This window comes from Microbacterium sp. LWH3-1.2 (assembly GCF_040675855.1).
Taxonomy (GTDB): Bacteria; Actinomycetota; Actinomycetes; order Actinomycetales; family Microbacteriaceae; genus Microbacterium.
In genome coordinates, this window is record NZ_JBEGIK010000001.1 from 983,808 (window position 1) to 1,001,558 (window position 17,751).

The 17,751-nt window shown below is 69.0% G+C and carries 17 protein-coding genes and 1 pseudogene; 11 read left to right on the top strand and 7 right to left on the bottom strand.

Annotated elements, in window-relative coordinates; all coding sequences use genetic code 11:
• The first annotated feature begins 44 nt into the window (after positions 1-44).
• Entirely contained in the window at positions 45-398 is a 354-nt protein-coding gene (locus MRBLWH3_RS04685; protein WP_363429168.1) for a potassium transporter Trk, read from the top strand.
• Positions 399-406: 8 nt separating this feature from the next.
• Here MRBLWH3_RS04685 and MRBLWH3_RS04690 read toward each other — a convergent pair whose 3' ends face one another.
• Positions 407-1,018: a zinc-binding alcohol dehydrogenase gene (locus tag MRBLWH3_RS04690; protein WP_363429170.1), complete on the bottom strand. Its 612-nt coding sequence runs from the start codon at positions 1,016-1,018 to the stop codon at positions 407-409.
• Positions 1,019-1,112: 94 nt separating this feature from the next.
• Between MRBLWH3_RS04690 and purM the strand changes: the two genes are divergently transcribed.
• The gene (gene purM / locus MRBLWH3_RS04695; protein ID WP_363429172.1) at positions 1,113-2,264 is read left to right on the top strand and encodes a phosphoribosylformylglycinamidine cyclo-ligase; all 1,152 of its coding nucleotides are present in this window, start codon (positions 1,113-1,115) and stop codon (positions 2,262-2,264) included.
• 35 nt (positions 2,265-2,299) lie between these two features.
• The gene (gene purF, locus MRBLWH3_RS04700; protein WP_363429174.1) at positions 2,300-3,760 is read left to right on the top strand and encodes an amidophosphoribosyltransferase; all 1,461 of its coding nucleotides are present in this window, start codon (positions 2,300-2,302) and stop codon (positions 3,758-3,760) included.
• Positions 3,761-3,883: 123 nt separating this feature from the next.
• Here purF and MRBLWH3_RS04705 read toward each other — a convergent pair whose 3' ends face one another.
• Together MRBLWH3_RS04705 and MRBLWH3_RS04710 are read right to left on the bottom strand one after the other, a co-directional pair.
• Entirely contained in the window at positions 3,884-4,294 is a 411-nt protein-coding gene (locus tag MRBLWH3_RS04705; RefSeq protein WP_363429176.1) for a hypothetical protein, read from the bottom strand.
• Positions 4,295-4,325: 31 nt separating this feature from the next.
• Positions 4,326-4,523: a DUF3073 family protein gene (locus MRBLWH3_RS04710; RefSeq protein ID WP_018173852.1), complete on the bottom strand. Its 198-nt coding sequence runs from the start codon at positions 4,521-4,523 to the stop codon at positions 4,326-4,328.
• 167 nt (positions 4,524-4,690) lie between these two features.
• Between MRBLWH3_RS04710 and MRBLWH3_RS04715 the strand changes: the two genes are divergently transcribed.
• On the top strand, positions 4,691-5,230 hold the full coding sequence (locus MRBLWH3_RS04715) for a universal stress protein (protein ID WP_363429178.1): 540 nt from the start codon (positions 4,691-4,693) through the stop codon (positions 5,228-5,230).
• A 187-nt stretch (positions 5,231-5,417) separates the two neighbouring features.
• On the opposite strand, the gene MRBLWH3_RS04720 is transcribed toward MRBLWH3_RS04715, so the two are convergent.
• Positions 5,418-6,026, bottom strand: coding sequence for a PadR family transcriptional regulator (locus tag MRBLWH3_RS04720; RefSeq protein ID WP_363429180.1), 609 nt, complete (start codon positions 6,024-6,026; stop codon positions 5,418-5,420).
• Positions 6,027-6,031: 5 nt separating this feature from the next.
• Positions 6,032-6,958 (bottom strand): DUF4097 family beta strand repeat-containing protein, encoded by a 927-nt coding sequence (locus MRBLWH3_RS04725; RefSeq protein ID WP_363429182.1) that lies wholly within the window; start codon positions 6,956-6,958, stop codon positions 6,032-6,034.
• 282 nt (positions 6,959-7,240) lie between these two features.
• Here MRBLWH3_RS04725 and MRBLWH3_RS04730 point away from each other — a divergent pair, with 282 nt between their 5' ends.
• A complete protein-coding gene (locus MRBLWH3_RS04730; protein WP_363429184.1) occupies positions 7,241-8,023 on the top strand; it encodes a MerR family transcriptional regulator in 783 nt (260 codons plus the stop codon).
• A 168-nt stretch (positions 8,024-8,191) separates the two neighbouring features.
• Here MRBLWH3_RS04730 and MRBLWH3_RS04735 read toward each other — a convergent pair whose 3' ends face one another.
• Positions 8,192-8,356: a hypothetical protein gene (locus MRBLWH3_RS04735; RefSeq protein ID WP_181911764.1), complete on the bottom strand. Its 165-nt coding sequence runs from the start codon at positions 8,354-8,356 to the stop codon at positions 8,192-8,194.
• Positions 8,357-8,568: 212 nt separating this feature from the next.
• On the opposite strand from MRBLWH3_RS04735, the gene MRBLWH3_RS04740 reads away from it, so the two are divergent.
• The 6 genes and pseudogenes from MRBLWH3_RS04740 to MRBLWH3_RS04765 form a co-directional block, all read left to right on the top strand.
• Entirely contained in the window at positions 8,569-9,453 is an 885-nt protein-coding gene (locus tag MRBLWH3_RS04740) for an SDR family oxidoreductase (protein ID WP_363429186.1), read from the top strand.
• Positions 9,454-9,498: 45 nt separating this feature from the next.
• A complete protein-coding gene (locus MRBLWH3_RS04745) occupies positions 9,499-9,765 on the top strand; it encodes a DUF7218 family protein (protein ID WP_363429188.1) in 267 nt (88 codons plus the stop codon).
• A gap of 72 nt (positions 9,766-9,837) precedes the next feature.
• Complete coding sequence (locus MRBLWH3_RS04750; RefSeq protein ID WP_363429190.1) at positions 9,838-10,854, top strand: DNA topoisomerase IB; 1,017 nt, start codon at positions 9,838-9,840, stop codon at positions 10,852-10,854.
• A 9-nt stretch (positions 10,855-10,863) separates the two neighbouring features.
• The gene (locus MRBLWH3_RS04755; RefSeq protein ID WP_363429192.1) at positions 10,864-11,277 is read left to right on the top strand and encodes a fluoride efflux transporter FluC; all 414 of its coding nucleotides are present in this window, start codon (positions 10,864-10,866) and stop codon (positions 11,275-11,277) included.
• Entirely contained in the window at positions 11,274-11,645 is a 372-nt protein-coding gene (locus MRBLWH3_RS04760) for a fluoride efflux transporter FluC (RefSeq protein WP_363429194.1), read from the top strand. The genes MRBLWH3_RS04755 and MRBLWH3_RS04760 overlap by 4 nt, the downstream gene beginning before the upstream one ends.
• A gap of 94 nt (positions 11,646-11,739) precedes the next feature.
• Positions 11,740-14,928, top strand: a pseudogene (locus MRBLWH3_RS04765) (efflux RND transporter permease subunit); the annotation flags it as partial.
• A gap of 1,092 nt (positions 14,929-16,020) precedes the next feature.
• Here the strand turns inward: MRBLWH3_RS04765 and MRBLWH3_RS04770 are convergent.
• On the bottom strand, positions 16,021-17,661 hold the full coding sequence (locus tag MRBLWH3_RS04770; RefSeq protein WP_363429196.1) for an ABC transporter substrate-binding protein: 1,641 nt from the start codon (positions 17,659-17,661) through the stop codon (positions 16,021-16,023).
• Positions 17,662-17,751: the final 90 nt, after the last annotated feature.

A 17,751-nucleotide genomic window follows, 5' to 3' on the forward strand; every position in this document is an offset into this window, starting at 1 on the left:
ATTCGCGTGGGCGCGATCCGCTCGCCGGGTGGGACAATGGGTACATGCCCGAGCACAGCCAGGACCGCATCGAGACCGTGCGCGTGCGACGAGCACCGAAGATCTCGGTATTCCTGATCGTCGGGGCGCTGATCGGCGTCTTCGTGGCGATGATCCTCACGTTCGCCTTCAACGGCACGGCCGAAGTGAGCCCCAACACCGGCGTCCTGTACTCGCAGGCACAGGTGTTCGGCTTCCTGGCGCTCATCTGCGCGCCCATCGGCCTCGCCCTCGGCGGCATCCTCGCGCTGATCCTCGACCGCCGGTCACGGCTTCGCACGCACCAGGTCGCTGTCGACCACGAGCAGGTGCACGTCGACCCCGAGCCCGGCACGAACGGGCATGGCCCGGCCCACTGACCCGCGGTCTACGCCAGCTCGGCGATGATCGGGTGGATCGCGGCGTCGAAGGCCGCGACATCCCCGCGCAGTCCGTCGGTGACGGCGACCGTGAGCGAGCCGATCCACCACACGCCACGCTGATTCAACGGCAGCACCTGCACGTTCAGCTCGAACGAGTGCGCACGGCGGCCGACCTGCCGCTCGTGCTCGGCGATCGCCCCCGCGTAGGCGCGGTACGCGGTGCCCGTGCTGTGCGACGCCTCTTTGCGGTACCGCGCGTTCGCGGACTGCGCGAAAGCCAGCGCCTCGACCGCGTGCGGCTCGAAGGCCGCCCGCAGATCCTCGCAGCCCTCGATGGGCAGGGCCAGCGCGGTGTCGAAGCCGTCGACCAGGTCGAGCGGGACCGGCGACGGGTGCGCCTGCGGCTCCACGGTCATCGCCCAGAACTCGCGCCACTGCCGTTCGAGCAGCGCCTGGGCCTCTTCGGACCGATCGTTCGCGCGGGGAGGGATGCCGCGCAGGTGCGGCAGCTCCTCGGGAGAGCGGATGCCGAGCACCTGTCTCAGGTAGAGGGCGAGAAGAACCGGCTGACCGGCGTCTTCGCGGATCAGCCATTCCGGAGCACCGGCGCCGCCCATGCGACCATTGTAGATCCGGGCGGAGACGTCGCGCCGCCGTAACAGCGATGGCGCCCGGCGTCCGTCCAGGTGTGTCGCCGGTAGGCTGGTAGCCGTGGCCTCATCCGAACGCGATGCCCCCTCCCGTCCCGAACAGCCTGTGAACCCGTACCAGGCTGCGGGCGTCGACACCGCCGCCGGCGACCTCGCCGTCGAGCTGATGAAGTCGGCGGTGCGACGCACCCACGGCCCGGAGGTGCTCGGCGGCGTCGGCGGCTTCGCCGGACTCTTCGACGCGACGGCCTTCAAGGCCTACGACAAGCCGCTGCTGGCGACCAGCACCGACGGCGTCGGCACGAAGGTCGCCATCGCGCAGGCCATCGACAAGCACGACACGATTGGTCAGGACCTCGTCGGCATGGTCGTCGACGACATCGTCGTGGTCGGCGCGAAGCCGCTGTTCATGACCGACTACATCGCGTGCGGCAAGGTCTTCCCCGAGCGCATCGCCGACATCGTCCGCGGCATCGCCGACGGCTGCTCGGCCACCGGCACGGCCCTCGTCGGCGGCGAGACCGCCGAGCACCCGGGCCTCCTGGGCATCAGCGACTACGACGTCGCGGGCGCCGCGACCGGCGTCGTCGAGGCGTCGCGCGTGCTGGGCGCCGAGCGGGTGCGCGAGGGCGACGTCGTCCTGGCGCTCGCGAGCTCGGGCCTTCACTCCAACGGCTATTCGCTGGTGCGCCACATCGTCGCCGGCTCCGGCATCCAGTACGGCGACAACGCCGCCGACTTCGGCACCACGTGGGGCGAGGCGCTGCTCGAGCCGACCCGCCTCTACACGCTGCCGCTGCTGCGCCTCATCACCGAGACCGGCGACGCTGTCCACTCCCTCAGCCACGTCACCGGTGGCGGCATCGCCGCGAACCTCGCGCGCGTGCTGCCGCAGGGTACGTGGGTCGAGGTCGACCGGTCGACGTGGTCGCCGTCCCCCGTGTTCCGCGTCCTCGCCGACCTCGGCGATCTCGAGCTCGAGGCGACCGAGGGCACCTGGAATCTCGGCATCGGCTTCCTCGCCGTCGTGTCGGCCGACAAAGCCGGGGCCGCAGCATCCGCTCTCTCCCGTGAAGGCATCGCGACGTGGCAGGTGGGTGTCGTGCACACCGGCGACCGCCCCGCCGACGGCCACTGGGAGCAGGGCGCCAAGGGCGTCGACGGCGGCGCGGTGCGCCTCGTCGGCGCGTATGCAGACCACGCGGCTCGCTGAGCCGGATCAGAACACAGCAGGAGCGGGCAACACCCATGTGCGGAATCGTCGGAATGGTGGGCCGCAGGTCCGTCAACCAGGAGATCTACGACTCCCTCCTCCTTCTTCAGCACCGCGGTCAGGACTCCACGGGCATCGCCACCGCCGAGCGCAACGGCGTCGTGCACCAGCACAAGACGCGCGGGCAGGTGCGGGAGTCGTTCCGCACGCGCGACATGCGGGTGTTGCTCGGCGAGATCGGCCTCGGTCACGTGCGCTACGCGACCAAGGGCACCGCGTCGAACGAAGAAGAGGCGCAGCCGTTCTATGTGAACGCGCCCTACGGCATCGTCCTGGTGCACAACGGCAACCTCACGAACACCCGCGAGCTCACGCAGGAGCTCTTCCACAAGGACCGCCGCCACCTCAACACGTCGTCCGACACCGAGCTGCTCGTCAACGTGCTCGCGAACGAGCTGCAGTCGTCGATCTCGGGGCTCGAGCTCGACCCGGCGCAGGTGTTCCACGCCGTGACGCGCGTGCACGAGCGCGTCGAGGGCTCGTACGCGGCGATCGCGCTGATCGCGGGTTACGGCCTTCTGGCCTTCCGTGATCCCTTCGGCATCCGTCCCCTCATCCTCGGTACGCGCAAGCACGAGGACGGCCACTACGAATGGGTCGTCACGAGCGAGTCGCTCGTGCTCGAGAACGGCGAGTTCGAGGTCGTGCGCGACGTCGACCCGGGCGAGGCCGTCTTCATCGACCTCGAGGGCAACCTGCACACGAAGCAGTGCGCCACCGACGCGCAGCTCGTCCCGTGCTCGTTCGAGTACGTGTACCTCGCCCGCCCCGACTCGGTGATGAACGGCATCTCGGTCTACGAGGCGCGCCTGCGCATGGGTGACCGGCTCGCCGACACGATCGCGAAGTACACGCCGAAGGAGGCGATCGACGTCGTGATGCCGATCCCCGACTCGTCGCGCCCCGCCGCCATGCAGGTCGCGCGCAAGCTCGGCGTCGAGTACCGCGAGGGCTTCTACAAGAACCGCTACGTCGGCCGCACGTTCATCATGCCGGGTCAGGCGGCCCGCAAGCGCAGCGTGCGCCAGAAGCTCAACGCCATGTCGAGCGAGTTCAAGGGCAAGAACGTGCTCCTCATCGACGACTCCATCGTGCGCGGCACGACGTCGAAGGAGATCATCCAGATGGCACGGGATGCCGGGGCCAAGAGCGTCACGTTCGCCTCGGCCGCGCCCCCCGTGCGTTACCCGCACGTCTACGGCATCAACATGCCGTCTCGTCACGAGCTGGTGGCCCACGGCCGTACGATCCCCGAGATCGCCGACGAGCTCGGCGCCGACTTCGTCGTCTACCAGGAGGTCGAAGACCTCAAGGCGGCGATCCTCGAGGGCTCCGACGTGGAGGACCTCGACATGAGCTGCTTCGACGGCCGCTACATCACCGGCACCGTCACCGACGAGTACCTCGCCTGGGTCGAGGGCTCCCAGGAGTCCTGACCCTCCGCACGCTCCGCGGGCCGAGGCACACCCGCTCGCGCGCAGAGCCTGGACGAGTTGAACTGTCTGCCGCCCGCCCGCTCCGGCAGGGGAGGACCCTCGCGCTCGGCGGCATCGTGCCGGTCACGTTGCCGCTGCGGTCGGCCGCATGTGGCGGGTCCCGGTCGCCTGGGCGCTGCTCGTCGCGTTCGCGGTGCCGAGCATCATCGCCTCCACGATGCTCGCATGGGTGCCGAGGCGTCTGGTCGACATCTCCGGCGTGGCCCCGGCCACGGCGGGAGCGCTGCTGTCGCTCTTCGGGTTCATGGGCCTGCCGGCATCCTTTATGGTGCCGCTACCGGTCACGCGCTGGACCGCCACGCAACCGCTGTTCGGCATCGCGGTCGCGCGCGGGCTCGCGGGCTTCCTCTCGGCGTCGACGTCGGCGCCGTGGCTGTGGGTGGTACTGCGCGGGATAGCGCCCAGCTGTTCCCGAGGGTCCTCGTGCTCCTCGGCCTGCGCACGCGCGCGCACGGGTCGACGAACACCGGTCATGCCGCCGAGACGGCGGCCGGCGAGCGAAGTGCTACGCCTGCGACGACGAGAGCGGCGAGGTCTCGTCCTCGTCTTCGTCGCTGTACTGGTCGGCCCACTTGTCGACGTACTCGTCTTCACTGTGGTGACCGAGCTCGCGCTCGAGCGCGGAGTAGTTCACGCTGTACGTGTCGTACTTCAGCTCTCGGGCGATCTTGGTGTGCTTCGCCTTCTGACGGCCACGCCCCATGCGAGACCCCCTCATTTAGGATCGCGGGCTATTTTGCGGGCTCTCAGCCGCGCAAACCCGGGCATTCACGAATCCGGCTTCGAACCGGTAAGAGTAGCATTCAGGATAACACGGAGCCCCCGCACCCCGGCGGTTCCGACGCCACCGCGGAGGAGGAGTGCGGACATATGACCGACGAGGCATCCGAGCCGGAAGGCGATCCGACGACAGATGAGGGCCTCCACGGGGCGGTGATCGCCGGGGTCATCCCCGACCAGTCGCCGCGCGTCCTGAAGGAGGCGGCGCGCTACGCGAAGCTCTTCGGAGTGCCGCTCGTGGTCGTGCACGTCGACGTCACGCGCTTCGTCACCTACGAGGACCCCGACGGGTACGTCCACTCCGCACCCATCGACATCAACATCGCTGCCAGTGAAGGGGAGCTCGCGAAGGTGCAGGATGCCGCGGCATCCGTTGTCGGCGATGCCGGGCCGGAATGGACCGTGCGCCAGCTCGTCGGCGACCCCGCGATGGCCATCAAGCACTTCGCCGACCAGATCGACGCCCGCCTCATCGTCGTCGGCACCCGCAAGCGCGGCTTCGGCGAGTCGGTCCGCGAGTTCTTCACCGGCTCGGTCGGCGCGCGCCTTGCGCACCGGCAGCACCGACCGATCCTGATCGTGCCGCTCGGCGAGCCGGTTCCCGACGACGAGGAGATCTGGCCCGCCTGACCGGGCCCGCGCTTTCTCGGATGCCCGCGGCGTTTCGACTGCGGGCGCCAGAGCGCTCACCGCTCAACGAGCGAGGCTGCGGTCCCGGTCGTTGAGCGAGCGAGGAACGACCGAGTCGGAACGCAGACTCGGAACGCCCTGGGTCTACGGCGAGGCCCAGGGCGTTTCGAACATCGGATGCTGCGGCTCAGCCGCGCAGCGCGCGCGTCACGTCGCGCGCCACGCGGTCGAGCTCGCTGGCGAGCTGATCGACCACCGCGGCGGCGAGCTCGCCCCCGCGGGCGACGTGGACGCGGACATCGCCGCGCACGTTCGCGCGGAACTCGTTCACGAGGGCGTCGACGCGCTGCACCTGCTCACGGCTGCGCACACGGGGGTCGTCCTCGCGCGAGGGCTGCGGCGTGGACTCGCGCTCGTCGCGCGATGCGGCGGCGAGGTCGGCGCGGAGGCTCTTCATCGCCTCTCGAACGCTCCCGCGCACCTCGTCGGCGATGAGCCGCACGGAGTCGGCGAGGCCGGCCTCGATGCCCTCGAGCTCGCCCGCGCGCGACTGCACCTCGGCGTGGCCGGCCTCCGTGATCGCGTACACGGTCTTGCGACCGTCGACGGTCTTGGTCACGAGGCCCTCCTCTTCGAGCTTCGCCAGACGCGGATAGATGGTGCCGGCGCTGGGGGTGTAGGTTCCCCCGGTGCGGTCCGACAGGGCCTGCATGATGTCGTAGCCGTGGCGCGGGCCTTCATCGAGCAGGTTCAGCAGGTACAGGCGCAGGTCGCCGTGCGAGAAGACGGGGGTCATGGCGTTCACCACTCCTCTTCGTCGACGCCGGCGGCCTCGGCCGACGGGCCGGCATCAGCCGGCGCAGACGCCGGAGCGTCGACGGAGGCCGGGGGCGCAGCATCCGTCACCGCAGGCGCCGCGCGGCGCAGCACGGTGATGTCGCCTGACACGCTGTGGGCGCGCACGTCGGCGAAGCTGCCGCTGAGCTCGCCGACGGAGCCTGCGTAGTTGGTGGTCGGGCCGGTGCCGTTGCCGGAGCGCACGACACCGTCGACCTGGACGCGGCCGCTGACGCTGCGGATGACGTAGTTGGCCGGGTGGCCCTCGTCGAGGCGCACGGTCGAGGTGCCGCTGACGGTGTTGAGGCCGACCGACAGGATGTCGCCGGTCGAGTCGACGAGCACCGAGCCCGAGACGGTGTCGATGGTGGCCTTGCGGAGGACGCCGGTGGCGGCCACGTCGCCCGAGACGCTGTTGGCGTTGAGGGCTCCGACGAGTTCGCGCACCTGCACGTCGCCCGACACGGCGTTGACCGAGAGGTCGCCGGTGAGGCCGTCGACGATGATGTCGCCCGACACGGTGTTGAGCGAGGCGTCGGCCTGCAAGCCCGAGACGAGGGCGCTCGCGCTGACGACGCCGAGGGTGAGAGCGACGTCGCGCGGGACCGCGACGCTGACCTCGGCCTTGGGGCCGGAGGTGCCGAAGTTGCGGAACACCTCGAGGAAGTTGTCCCATCGCAGCTGCGGGTGGTCGATCTCGACGTGGTCGTCGGCGACCTCGATGCGGAGGTCCTTGACGGTGACGTCGTGGACCTCGATGCGGATGCCGGGCTCGTCGTGGGCGATCACGTCGACCTGTCCGCCGACGAGGCCGATCTTGAGCGTGCGCACGGTCTCGATGTCGATGACGCGCGTCTCGCCCGGGTGGATGATCCACTTCTCCAGGGTCATGACTGCTTCTCCTGCGGTATCTCTAGGGGTGATTCAAGTCGCGATATATCGCGTGATTCGAGGGTAACACGATATATCGCGTCTTTGTCAAGTCTCCGGTGCGCGATCCCCAGGGTCTTCCTGGTGTGGGGCGCGCGGCGAACGCTCGGGGCGCGCGGCGCGCGCCCCGACTACGCCTGGCGCGCCCCAAACGAGGGACGGGACGGATGCCGAGGCCTTGACCTTGACGCAACGTCAACCGTTAACGTGGTCAGCGACGACGAAAAGTGGAAGGAGGTCGTCATGGAAGAGGAGCAGGAGTGGTCGATCCAGCAGATCGGGAAGCTCGCCGGCACCACGAGTCGGACGCTGCGCCACTACGACGACATCGGCCTGCTCGCGCCGTCGCGCATCGGCCGCAACGGATACCGGTACTACGGCCAGGCCGCGCTCGTGCGGCTGCAGCGCATCCTGCTGCTGCGCCAGCTCGGGCTCGGGCTGCCGCAGATCGCGGCGGTGATCGAGCGTGAGACCGGCGAGGTGCCCGCCCTCGAGGCGCACCTGGCATGGCTCCGACAGGAGCAGGACCGGGTGGCGCGGCAGATCGCGTCGGTCGAGAACACGATCAGTGCAGTGAGAGGAGGTGAACGACTGATGGCAGAGGACATGTTCGACGGCTTCGACCACACGCAGTACAAGGACGAGGTCGAACAGCGCTGGGGCAAGAAGGCGTACGCCGACAGCGACCGCTGGTGGCGCTCGATGAGCGCCGATGAGAAGTCCGCGTGGCAGCAGCGCGCTTCGGACCTCGGCCGTGACTGGATCGCGGCCGCGGAATCCGGGATCGCACCCGACAGTGAGGAGGCTCAGGCGGTCGCGAAGCGGCACGTCGAGTGGCTGACCGGCATTCCCGGGACTCCCGCGGCGGCGCCCGGCGGCGACGTGAAGGGCTACGTGATCGGCCTCGGCGAGATGTATGTCGCCGACCCGCGCTTCGGCGCGAACTACGCGACGAGCCAGGGCGGCACGCACGGCGCCGAGTTCGTGCGCGATGCGCTCCGCGTATATGCCGAGGCGAACCTATAGTTCTTCTCGCTCACCTGTCCTAATGTGCCGGGGCGACCGACACTTCGTGACAGGTGAACGGGGATGGGGAGGTGGGTCGCGCCGCACCTCGCGCGGAAAGGACGGACGGATGCCGCGGCCACCAGTGGCCGCGGCATCCGTCCGTCAACTGATCCTGTGGTGCAGAGGTCAGGTGCCTCGTCCGCCGCTGATGACTCGGAACAGGAAGGCGATCAGCGCGATGACTCCGACGATGATGGCCACCCACAGCAGCCAACTCAGCGCCGAATTGAGGCCGCCGACGATCGCAAGGATGATCGCGACGACGATGATGATGATCAGGGCGAGGTTCATAGGAGCTTCTCCTTCTTCGTCGTCGATGCATGTGATGCATCGCGTGCCTCGTGGGCACATATCGACAGTGGCACCCGCCGGGCGGTGTCCGTAGGGGGTTGACGACGCCGGTTTTCCGGTGATACGCCGGGGGACGGCGCTGCGTGTAGGGCGGTCGGGCGGGCGCTGTCAACCCCCGTGAGGGTTCATGGCCACGTCCGTAGTTTCGCGGTATGAGCACATCCGCGACCGATCCGACGACCGCTCACCACGAGGACGGCTTCCCCGCGCAGCACCAGGATCAGCCGGGGCTCACCGGCGAGACACGTCCCGAACCCGATCACGGCGAAGAGTCGTATCGCGCAGCGCAGCGCCTGGACGGCCGCCGCGCCCTCATCACGGGCGGTGATTCCGGCATCGGCCGGGCCGTCGCCATCGCGTTCGCGCGCGAAGGAGCGGACGTCGCGCTGACCTACATGCCCGAGGAGTACGAGGACGCGGAAGACACCGCCCGCCGGATCACGGAGAGCGGTGCGCGCGCGCTGCCGCTCGAGGGAGACCTGCGTGACGAGGACTTCTGCGCCGAGATCGTCGAGCGCGCCGTCGAAGAGTTCGGCGGCCTCGACGTACTCGTGCTCAACGCGGCCTACCAGCAGGACCGCGAAGGTCTCGACAAGCTCGAGACCGAAGAGTTGGAGCGGGTGTTCCGCACCAACCTCTTCGCGCAGGTCTTCACCGCCCGCGCCGCGATCCCGCGCCTGAAGCCCGGGGCGTCGATCATCGTCACGACGTCGATCCAGGCGTTCAACCCCTCTCCCGGACTGATCGACTACGCGATGACGAAGGCGGCGCAGGTCGCGTTCGTCAAAGCGCTCGCCGAAGAGCTCGGCGAGAAGGGAATCCGCGTGAACGGCGTCGCGCCGGGACCGATCTGGACGCCCCTCATTCCCGCGACGGGTTGGGATGCTGAGCGCCTCGCCACATTCGGACAGGACACGCCGCTGGGCCGTGCAGGTCAGCCCGCCGAACTCGCCGGTGCGTACGTGTACCTCGCGAGCGACGCGGCGTCGTACACCTCCGGGGCGATCCTTCCGGTCACCGGGGGCAAGGGTCTGTGAAACCCGCACCCGCTGCGGCGGGAGCGACCAGGGAAGGAGGAAGCGATGCCCGCAGGACGTGGATCGAACCTGAAGGATCGCGACATGTACGAGGAGCTCCGCAAGGACGGTGCCTCGAAGGAGAAGGCCGCGCGCATCTCGAACGCCGCGGCGAGCCAGGGCCGCAAGAAGATCGGCAAACGCGGCGGCAACGCCGAGGACTACGACGATCGCACCGTTCCGGAGCTGCGCAAGCGCGCGAAGGAGCTGGGTCTCAAGGGGTACTCGGGCAAGAAGAAGTCCGAGCTCATCTCGATGATCCGCAACCACTGACGTCGGGGGAGACTCGGCCGGCGGGTAACCCGAGCCCGTCGGCCGACCTGGCGATTTCGGTAGCGTGAACGGATGCCGAAGCTCGTCCGAGTCCGTCCCTACGAGGATCCCGGCTTCCGTCGGCTGCGCTCCGGGTCGGGCTTCCGGTACGTCGGCGCCAAGGGGCGCCCTCCTGGACCGCGCCACCTCGCCCGCATCCAGGCGCTGGTGATCCCGCCCGCCTGGCAGGACGTGTGGATCAGCACGCGCCCCGACGGGCATATCCAGGCGGTGGGCGTCGATGACGCCGGCCGCAGGCAGTACGTCTATCACCCCACCTGGACCGCCGGCCGCGACCGCGGCAAGTTCGCGAGGGCGCTGGCGCTCGCCGAGGCACTGCCGCGCGCCCGAGCCCGGGTGACGACGTCGCTGCGCCGCGAAGCCCTCGACCGCGAACGCGTGCTCGCCGTCGCATTCCGGCTCCTCGACGAGGCCGCGCCGCGCATCGGATCGGAGCGCTATCTCACCGCGCACGGCAGCCGCGGTCTCACGACCCTGCAGCGACGAGATGCCGCGGTGGCAGCATCCGTCATCACGTTCGCCTTTCCCGGCAAGAGCGGCAAGCGCCAGCTGCTGGAGCTCGACGACGCCGAGCTCGCCGCGGCGATCGAGCTGCTCGCGACGGGGCGGCCGCGCGCGCCGTTGCTCGCGTGGCAGCGCGGGAGCAGGCGGGTGCCGCTGACCCCCGCCGAGGTGAATGCGTACGTCCGGTCGCTGACCGGCGGCAAGTTCACCGCCAAGGACTTCCGAACGCTCCGCGGCACCATCCTCGCCGCCGAGGCGCTCGCTCGCATGGGCACCGTCGACACCACACCCGAGCGCAAGCGCGCCGAGGTGCTCGCCGTGCGCGCGACCGCCGAGGCCCTCGGCAACACCCCGTCGGTCGCCCGCGGCTCGTACATCGACCCTCGCGTCTTCGCCCGGTACCGCGACGGACACCTCCTCGACCTCTCCAGGAGCGGTGAGTCCGCGATCCGCGCCCTCCTGCTGAAGCCCGCACGCCGCGGCGGCGAGCCCCAGCCTCCGGAGGACGTCGAGCTCGCGGAGTAGCGTGAAGGGATGCCGCAGCCCGTCGATCCCCGCATCCTCGGGGTGACGGTGGCCGGCGGCGCGATCGGCGTCCTCGCGCGGGCGCTCGTGCTCGACCCCGTGACGGATCCGACGGCGGTGCCCTGGGTGACGCTCGGGATCAACGTGGTCGGATCCCTGATCCTCGGGGTCGTGGTCGGCTGGCTCGACGACCGGCGCCCGGTTCTCCGCTCGTTCCTCGGCACCGGCGTCCTGGGCGGCTTCACGACCTACAGCGCGTTCGCGGTGGCCACGGCGCTGTGGGTCACGACACCGTGGCTCGCCGCGGGGCTGGCGGCGGCATCCGTCATCGCGGGTGTCATCGGCGCGATCGTCGGATTGTTCATCGGACGCCGCATCGCCGACCGGCCGGGCGAGGTCGAGTACCCGGAGGACGCCCAGTGAGCCTGTGGCTGCTGCTCGCCGCCCTCGCGGGAGGCGCGGGTGCGGGGCTCCGGTACCTCGTCGACCGGTGGCTCACCCCCGCCACGGGTGCGCGGTTCCCGGTGGGGATCCTCGTCGTGAACGTCTCGGGCTCCTTCGCGCTCGGCGTGATCACAGGGCTCGGAACGTCCATCGCCCCCGAGCTCTCGCTCGTGCTGGGGCTGGGCCTGCTCGGCGGCTACACGACCTTCAGCACCGTGTCGGTCGAGACCGTGCTGCTCGCCCAGCGAAAGCGCTGGCGCCACGCCGCGCTCAACCTCGGCGGCACCCTCGCGCTCTCCGCCGTCGCCGCGGGGCTCGGGCTGCTCCTCGGGGGAGCGGTTTCATGAGAGCCGCATGAAATACTGAACCGCGATACATCTCCGTATCGAGCGGGCTCCCGCCCTCCCCCTGCATCATCACCTCACCAGCGAAGGCCTCCGTGTGTCGAACCTCGCCGTTCTGAGTCTCAAGAACCGCGCGCTCATCGCGCTCATCACGATCGTCGCCGCCATCTTCGGCGGTCTCGCGCTCACGAACCTCAAGCAGGAACTGATCCCTTCGATCGAGTTCCCCGCGCTCATCGTCGTCTCGTCCTACCCGGGCGCGTCGCCCGAGGTCGTGAGCAACGACGTGTCGGTGCCCATCGAGACCGCCATCCAGGGCGTTCCGGGGCTCGAGTCCACGAGCGCGACGAGCACCACCAACGCGTCGATCGTGCAGGCGTCGTTCACCTACGGCACCGATCTCGCGACCGCCGAGCAGAAGATGACGCAGGCGATCAACCGCATCAAGTCACAGCTGCCGGCCGGGGTCGAGCCGAACGTCATCTCGGCGAGCATCGACGACTTCCCGGTGATCCAGCTGGCCGTGACGGGCTACGACGACGAGGCCACGATCCAGTCGCAGCTCGAGGCATCCGTCATTCCGGATCTCGAGGATGTCGCGGGCGTCAATGCCGCGCAGATCGTCGGTGGAGTGGGCCAGCGCGTCACGATCACGCCCGACCAGGCGGCCCTTGCCGAGGCCGGCTTCACGCAGCAGGCGATCCGCGATGCGCTCGACCAGAACGGCGTGCTGTTCCCGGGCGGCGAGATCACCGAGGGCGACGAGACCCTGATGGTGCAGACGGGCGCGAAGATCGGCTCGGTCGATGAGATCGCGGCGCTGCCGCTGGTGCCGTCGACCGCCGACCAGTTCGTCGCCGGCCCCACGACCATCGGGGACGTCTCGACCGTCGAGGAAGAGGCCGACCCGGTCACGACGATCTCGCGCGTGAACGGCGAGCCGGCGCTCACGATCGCGGTCACGAAGCTGCCCGCGGCCAACACGGTCGACGTATCGCGGGGCGTGCTCGCGGTGCTGCCCGACCTCGAGGACTCGCTCGACGGTGCGGAGTTCACCGTCGTCTTCGACCAGGCGCCCTACATCCAGGAGTCGATCGACACCCTCGCGAAGGAGGGCCTGCTCGGCCTCGTCTTCGCGGTGATCGTGATCTTCATCTTCCTGCTGTCGGTGCGCTCGACCCTCGTCGCGGCGATCTCGATTCCGACGAGCATCCTCATCACGTTCATCGGCCTGCAGGCGTTCGGCTACTCGCTCAACATCCTGACCCTCGGCGCGATCACGATCGCGATCGGGCGGGTGGTCGACGACTCCATCGTCGTCATCGAGAACATCAAGAGGCACTACGTCGGCGATGCCGACAAGGGCGACTCCATCCGCCGCGCGGTGCGTGAGGTGGCCTCGGCCATCACGGCCTCGACGATCGTGACCGTCGCGGTGTTCCTGCCGATCGCGTTCGTCGGCGATGTCACGGGCGAGCTGTTCCGGCCGTTCGCGATGACCGTGACGATCGCCATGACCGCGTCGCTGTTCGTGGCGCTCACGATCGTGCCGGTGCTTGCGTACTGGTTCCTGAAGCCTGGCAAGCCGATCCTCGACGCCGAAGGCGTCGCGGTCGACCCCGAGGACCCGGCTGCGCCGCCGAGCCGACTGCAGAAGTCGTACCTGCCGATCCTGCGCTGGACGCTCCGGCACTCGTGGATCACGCTCGCGCTCGCCGTGCTGGTGCTCGTCGGCACGATCGCCGCCGCGCCGTTCATGAAGACGAACTTCCTCGGCGACTCGGGTCAGAACACGTTCACGATGACGCAGGACATCGGCCCCGCTCCTTCGCTCGAAGCCGAGAGCGCCGCGGCGGAGCAGGTCGAGGAGATCCTCCTCGGCATCGACGGCATCGAGACCGTGCAGGTGTCGATCGGCTCGAGCGGCTCGGCGCTGCGCGATGCGTTCTCGGGCGGCGGCAGCGGGATCACCTACTCGATCACGACCGATCCCGGTGTCGACCAGGTCGCGCTCCGCGAAGAGGTGCAGAACGCGGTCGCCGACCTCGACGACGCCGGCGAGATCACCGTCGCCGCTGGTGGCGGCGGCTTCGGCTCGACCGATATCGCGATCGACGTGACGGCTCCAGACTCCTCGACCCTTCAGGACGCGACGGATGCTGTGATCTCGGCCGTCGACGGAGCCGACGGCGTGGGTCAGGTCACGAGCAACCTGTCGGCCTCGCTGCCGTACATCGCCGTGACGGTGGACCGCGACAAGGCCGCGGAGCTCGGCCTCTCGGAGGTGGCGGTCGGCGCGCTGGTGTCGAACACGATGCAGCCGCAGTCGATCGGCACGGTCGAGATCGACGACACGTCGCTCACCGTGTACCTCGCCGCGTCCGAGACGCCCGCCTCGCTCGACGACCTGCGCCAGCTGCAGGTGCCGAGCGCCACCGGCCCGATCCCGCTCGAGCAGGTCGCGACCGTCGAAGAGAGCGAAGGCCCGACCTCGATCACCACCGAGGGCGGCCGGCGCACCTCGACCGTCACGGTGACCCCGTCGACCGACAACCTGCAGACCGCGACGGCCTCGGTCACGACGGCTCTCGCCGACGCGGACCTGCCGTCGTCGGCCGACGCGACGCTCGGCGGCGTCGTGACGCAGCAGCAGGACGCCTTCTCGCAGCTCGGCCTCGCCCTGCTCGCCGCGATCCTGATCGTCTACATCGTGATGGTCGCGACCTTCAAGTCCCTCCGCCAGCCGCTGCTGCTGCTGGTCTCGGTGCCGTTCGCGGCGACCGGCGCGATCCTGCTGCAGATCATCACGGGCGTGCCGCTCGGTGTCGCGTCGCTCATCGGCGTGCTGATGCTCATCGGCATCGTCGTGACGAACGCGATCGTGCTCGTCGACCTCGTGAACCAGTACCGGGAGAAGGGCCTGACAGCTCACGACGCGACGGTCGCCGGTGGCTCGCGACGCCTCCGCCCGATCCTCATGACGGCGCTCGCGACCATTTTCGCGCTCACGCCCATGGCGCTCGGGATCACCGGTCAGGGCGGATTCATCTCGCAGCCCCTCGCCATCGTCGTGATCGGCGGCCTTGTGTCGTCGACCGTGCTGACGCTGCTCGTGCTGCCGACGCTCTACAACCTCGTCGAGGGCGCGAGGGAACGGCGCATCGAGCGGCGCCGTCGCCGCGATGAAGGCGACGGCGGTGTCCCGGCTCCTGATGGGGATGGGCCGGACGGCGGTACGGATGCTAGGGCCGCGGGCGTGCTCGTCGGCGCCGGCGCAGGTGCGGTTGTGGCTGGTGCTGAGGCTGGTGTCGGCCCGGGATCGGCAGGCGCCGCCGGCGCCGCCGGGGTCGCGGGTGCGGAGGCGTTCGAGACCCGTCGGCAGCGTCGGCAGCGGGAGGCCGGCGGCGCGGTCGCGACGGACACCGCGGGAATCGCCATACCCGTGATCGAGGAGGGCCCCGACGTCGAGGTGTCGGACTCGACCCCGGCGCCCGTTGGAGCCGACCAAGTGACGCAGCCGGAGGTGCTCGGAATAGTTGCTGCGGGCGAGTCCGATACGACGTCGTCTGCGCCCGAGAGCGCGAACACCGACACCGGGAAACCTCACGAGCCTCAACTCGAGCCCGCTGCCGAGCAGGACGCCGATGTGTCGGACGCGGCACCTGCCCCGGCCGACACGGACGCTGGTGTCGAGGTCGAGTCGGGTGCTGAGGGCCAGGCGCTCGACGCAGTGCCCGTGCCGACAGATGCGGTGGAGCACGCGGAGACTCCCGGCCAGGAGCGGGGCGACGACTCAGAGTCGGCCGAGGACGCTGAGTCACACCCGGCCGGCGAGGCGGAGATCGAACCGGACCGGGACGTCGCGAGCGACTCCGAGATCGAGAAGACGGGCGCGGGGGTGCGGGACGCGCAAGCGTCCGACGTCCAGCCCGCAGATCACCCGACGCCCGATGGCGAGCCCGAGGAACACGGCGGGAGCTCGCCCGAGCCCGGGCAGGCCGAGTCCGCGGCTGATGAGGCAGAGCCTGTCGCGGACGAGGACGACGGCACACCCGAGGGTGGACCCTCACCGGCCGACGAGCGCGAGAGCGGCGAGGATCGTCCTCACGACGCCAACTGAGACACGTCTTGGTCGGAGCGCGATTTCCGCTGCGACTATCCCGTGGGTCGCGCGCTGAGCGCGGCCTCAGGGGCGCTTTCACCGCGCGGGATCAACGAGCACCGCTGGCGCAGGTCACCTCGGGGCCTTGATACGTTGCCGAGCTGGAAGGAGTCCATGGATTGGTGGGCAGGGCTGTCGAGGCTGATTCGCTGTCTCTGGCGCTCCGGATAGAGGGGTGCCGCAGTGCGAGCTGCGGCACCCCAGCCGATTCTGAGATCAGGAGGCGTCGTAGGCGTTCTGCCAAATCTCGATGTATCGAGGCGCCCCGAGGCCCTCGAGTCCGTCGAGGTATGCCGTCCACGCCGCGTCATCACCGATGTCCTTGGAGCCGGTGATGAATTCTGCCGCCGATGTCGTGATGAAGGTTTCGACGTTCGTCTGCAGCGTGGACAGCTCGGCGGAATCCTCCTCCGGCACCCATACATTCCAGTACGGGAAGGAGGCGTCGCTCTGCAGTCCGTCGTAGAGCTTGGTGGCTTCGAACAGCCGGCGCTCGAATCCTTCCGGCGAGTAGATGTCGAGCGGCTGCACCTCGGAGTTTCGGAACGTCGCGTTGCTGTTGTACTGCGCGATCGCCGCCCAGGAGGTGTTGGCCATCTCCTTATTGTCAGGATCTGCCGGCACCCTCTTGTAGAGGGGCTCGAGGTTCTCGTCCAGTGCGACGTCGCCGTCGACGGGCTTCAGCCAGTTGACACCCTCCGGCCCGTACTGGCCGGCTAGCTGACCTTCCGTGGTGTACAGGTAGTCGAGGATCTCGATGAGCTTCTTCTGCTTTTCCTCGCTCGCGGCCTTGGTGATGACGAAGGTCGCGCCCGGCGTGCCCGGCTGGATGTAAGTCGCGACCTGGCCCTCTGCGCCGACGAGAGGCGCGATTGCGTCATACTGCGTGTCGCGGGCGTCGTCCATTCCCACCTGTATGAATCCCCAGGGGTTGTTGCCGTTGTAGGCCCCCGTGACGGGTTCGCCCTCGCCGCTGTTCTTCGCGACGAGCGCGGTGGAGTCCTGCGAGAACGCGGATTCGTCGATCAGCCCGTTCTCCCAGAGACGGTGGAGGTAGTCAAGGCCGTCACGCCACCCGTCCTGAGCCGGCTGGAGCTGAACGGTGTCGCCGTCGAGCCCCAGAGACAGGGGCTGTCCGGCCGCACCCCCGTGCCAGTTATTGGCGATGAATGCATCCATGACGAACGGCACCACCGAGTCGTACACACTCCCAGTCAGCGGAATCTCATCCGCCACGCCGTTGCCGTTGGGGTCCTGCGTCTTGAATGCCGTCAGCACGGCGAAGAGATCATCCGTCGTCTTGGGGACGTCGAGTCCGAGGGTCTCGAGCCACTGAGTGTTCATCCAGAGCTTGCTCGGGTAAGAGCAGTGGTAGCAGTCGTTCCACTGCGGGATTCCGTAGATCGTCCCGTCAGGCGTGGTCGCTAGCTGCTCCGCCGCGGGCCAGTCGCTCCACGCCGACTTGATGTTGGGCGCGTACTCGTCGATGAGATCGTTCAGTGGCAGGATCGCGCCCTGCTTGCCCAGCTTGAGGAGCTCGGACGGGCTGAACTGGTTGACCCACGGGATCAGCATGTACGCGTCGGGGTAGTCCCCGCTGGCCAGCGAGATCTGGCGTGCCTCGGCGGCTGCACCGCCGTCGTAGGTCGTCGTCTGGAACTTGAGATCGACGTCGAACTTCTCCTCGATGGCCTTGGTGAAGACATTGGTTTCGAGATCGGTGCTCGCGTCCTGCGGAGCGAAGATCGTGATCACGTCTTCGTCGTTGTTAGCTTGCCCCGGAGTGCAACCGGCAAGTACGACGGCTACGACTGCGACGCCGGCAATGGCTGCAGCGGGCTTTTTGAGTGATGGCATTGGAGTAACCCTTCTTTGGATCGATGCGTGTGCGCCGAGGCGCGGTGGTCGTATCCGTGGTGCAGACGGAGACGGCGTGGGGTCCGCTGG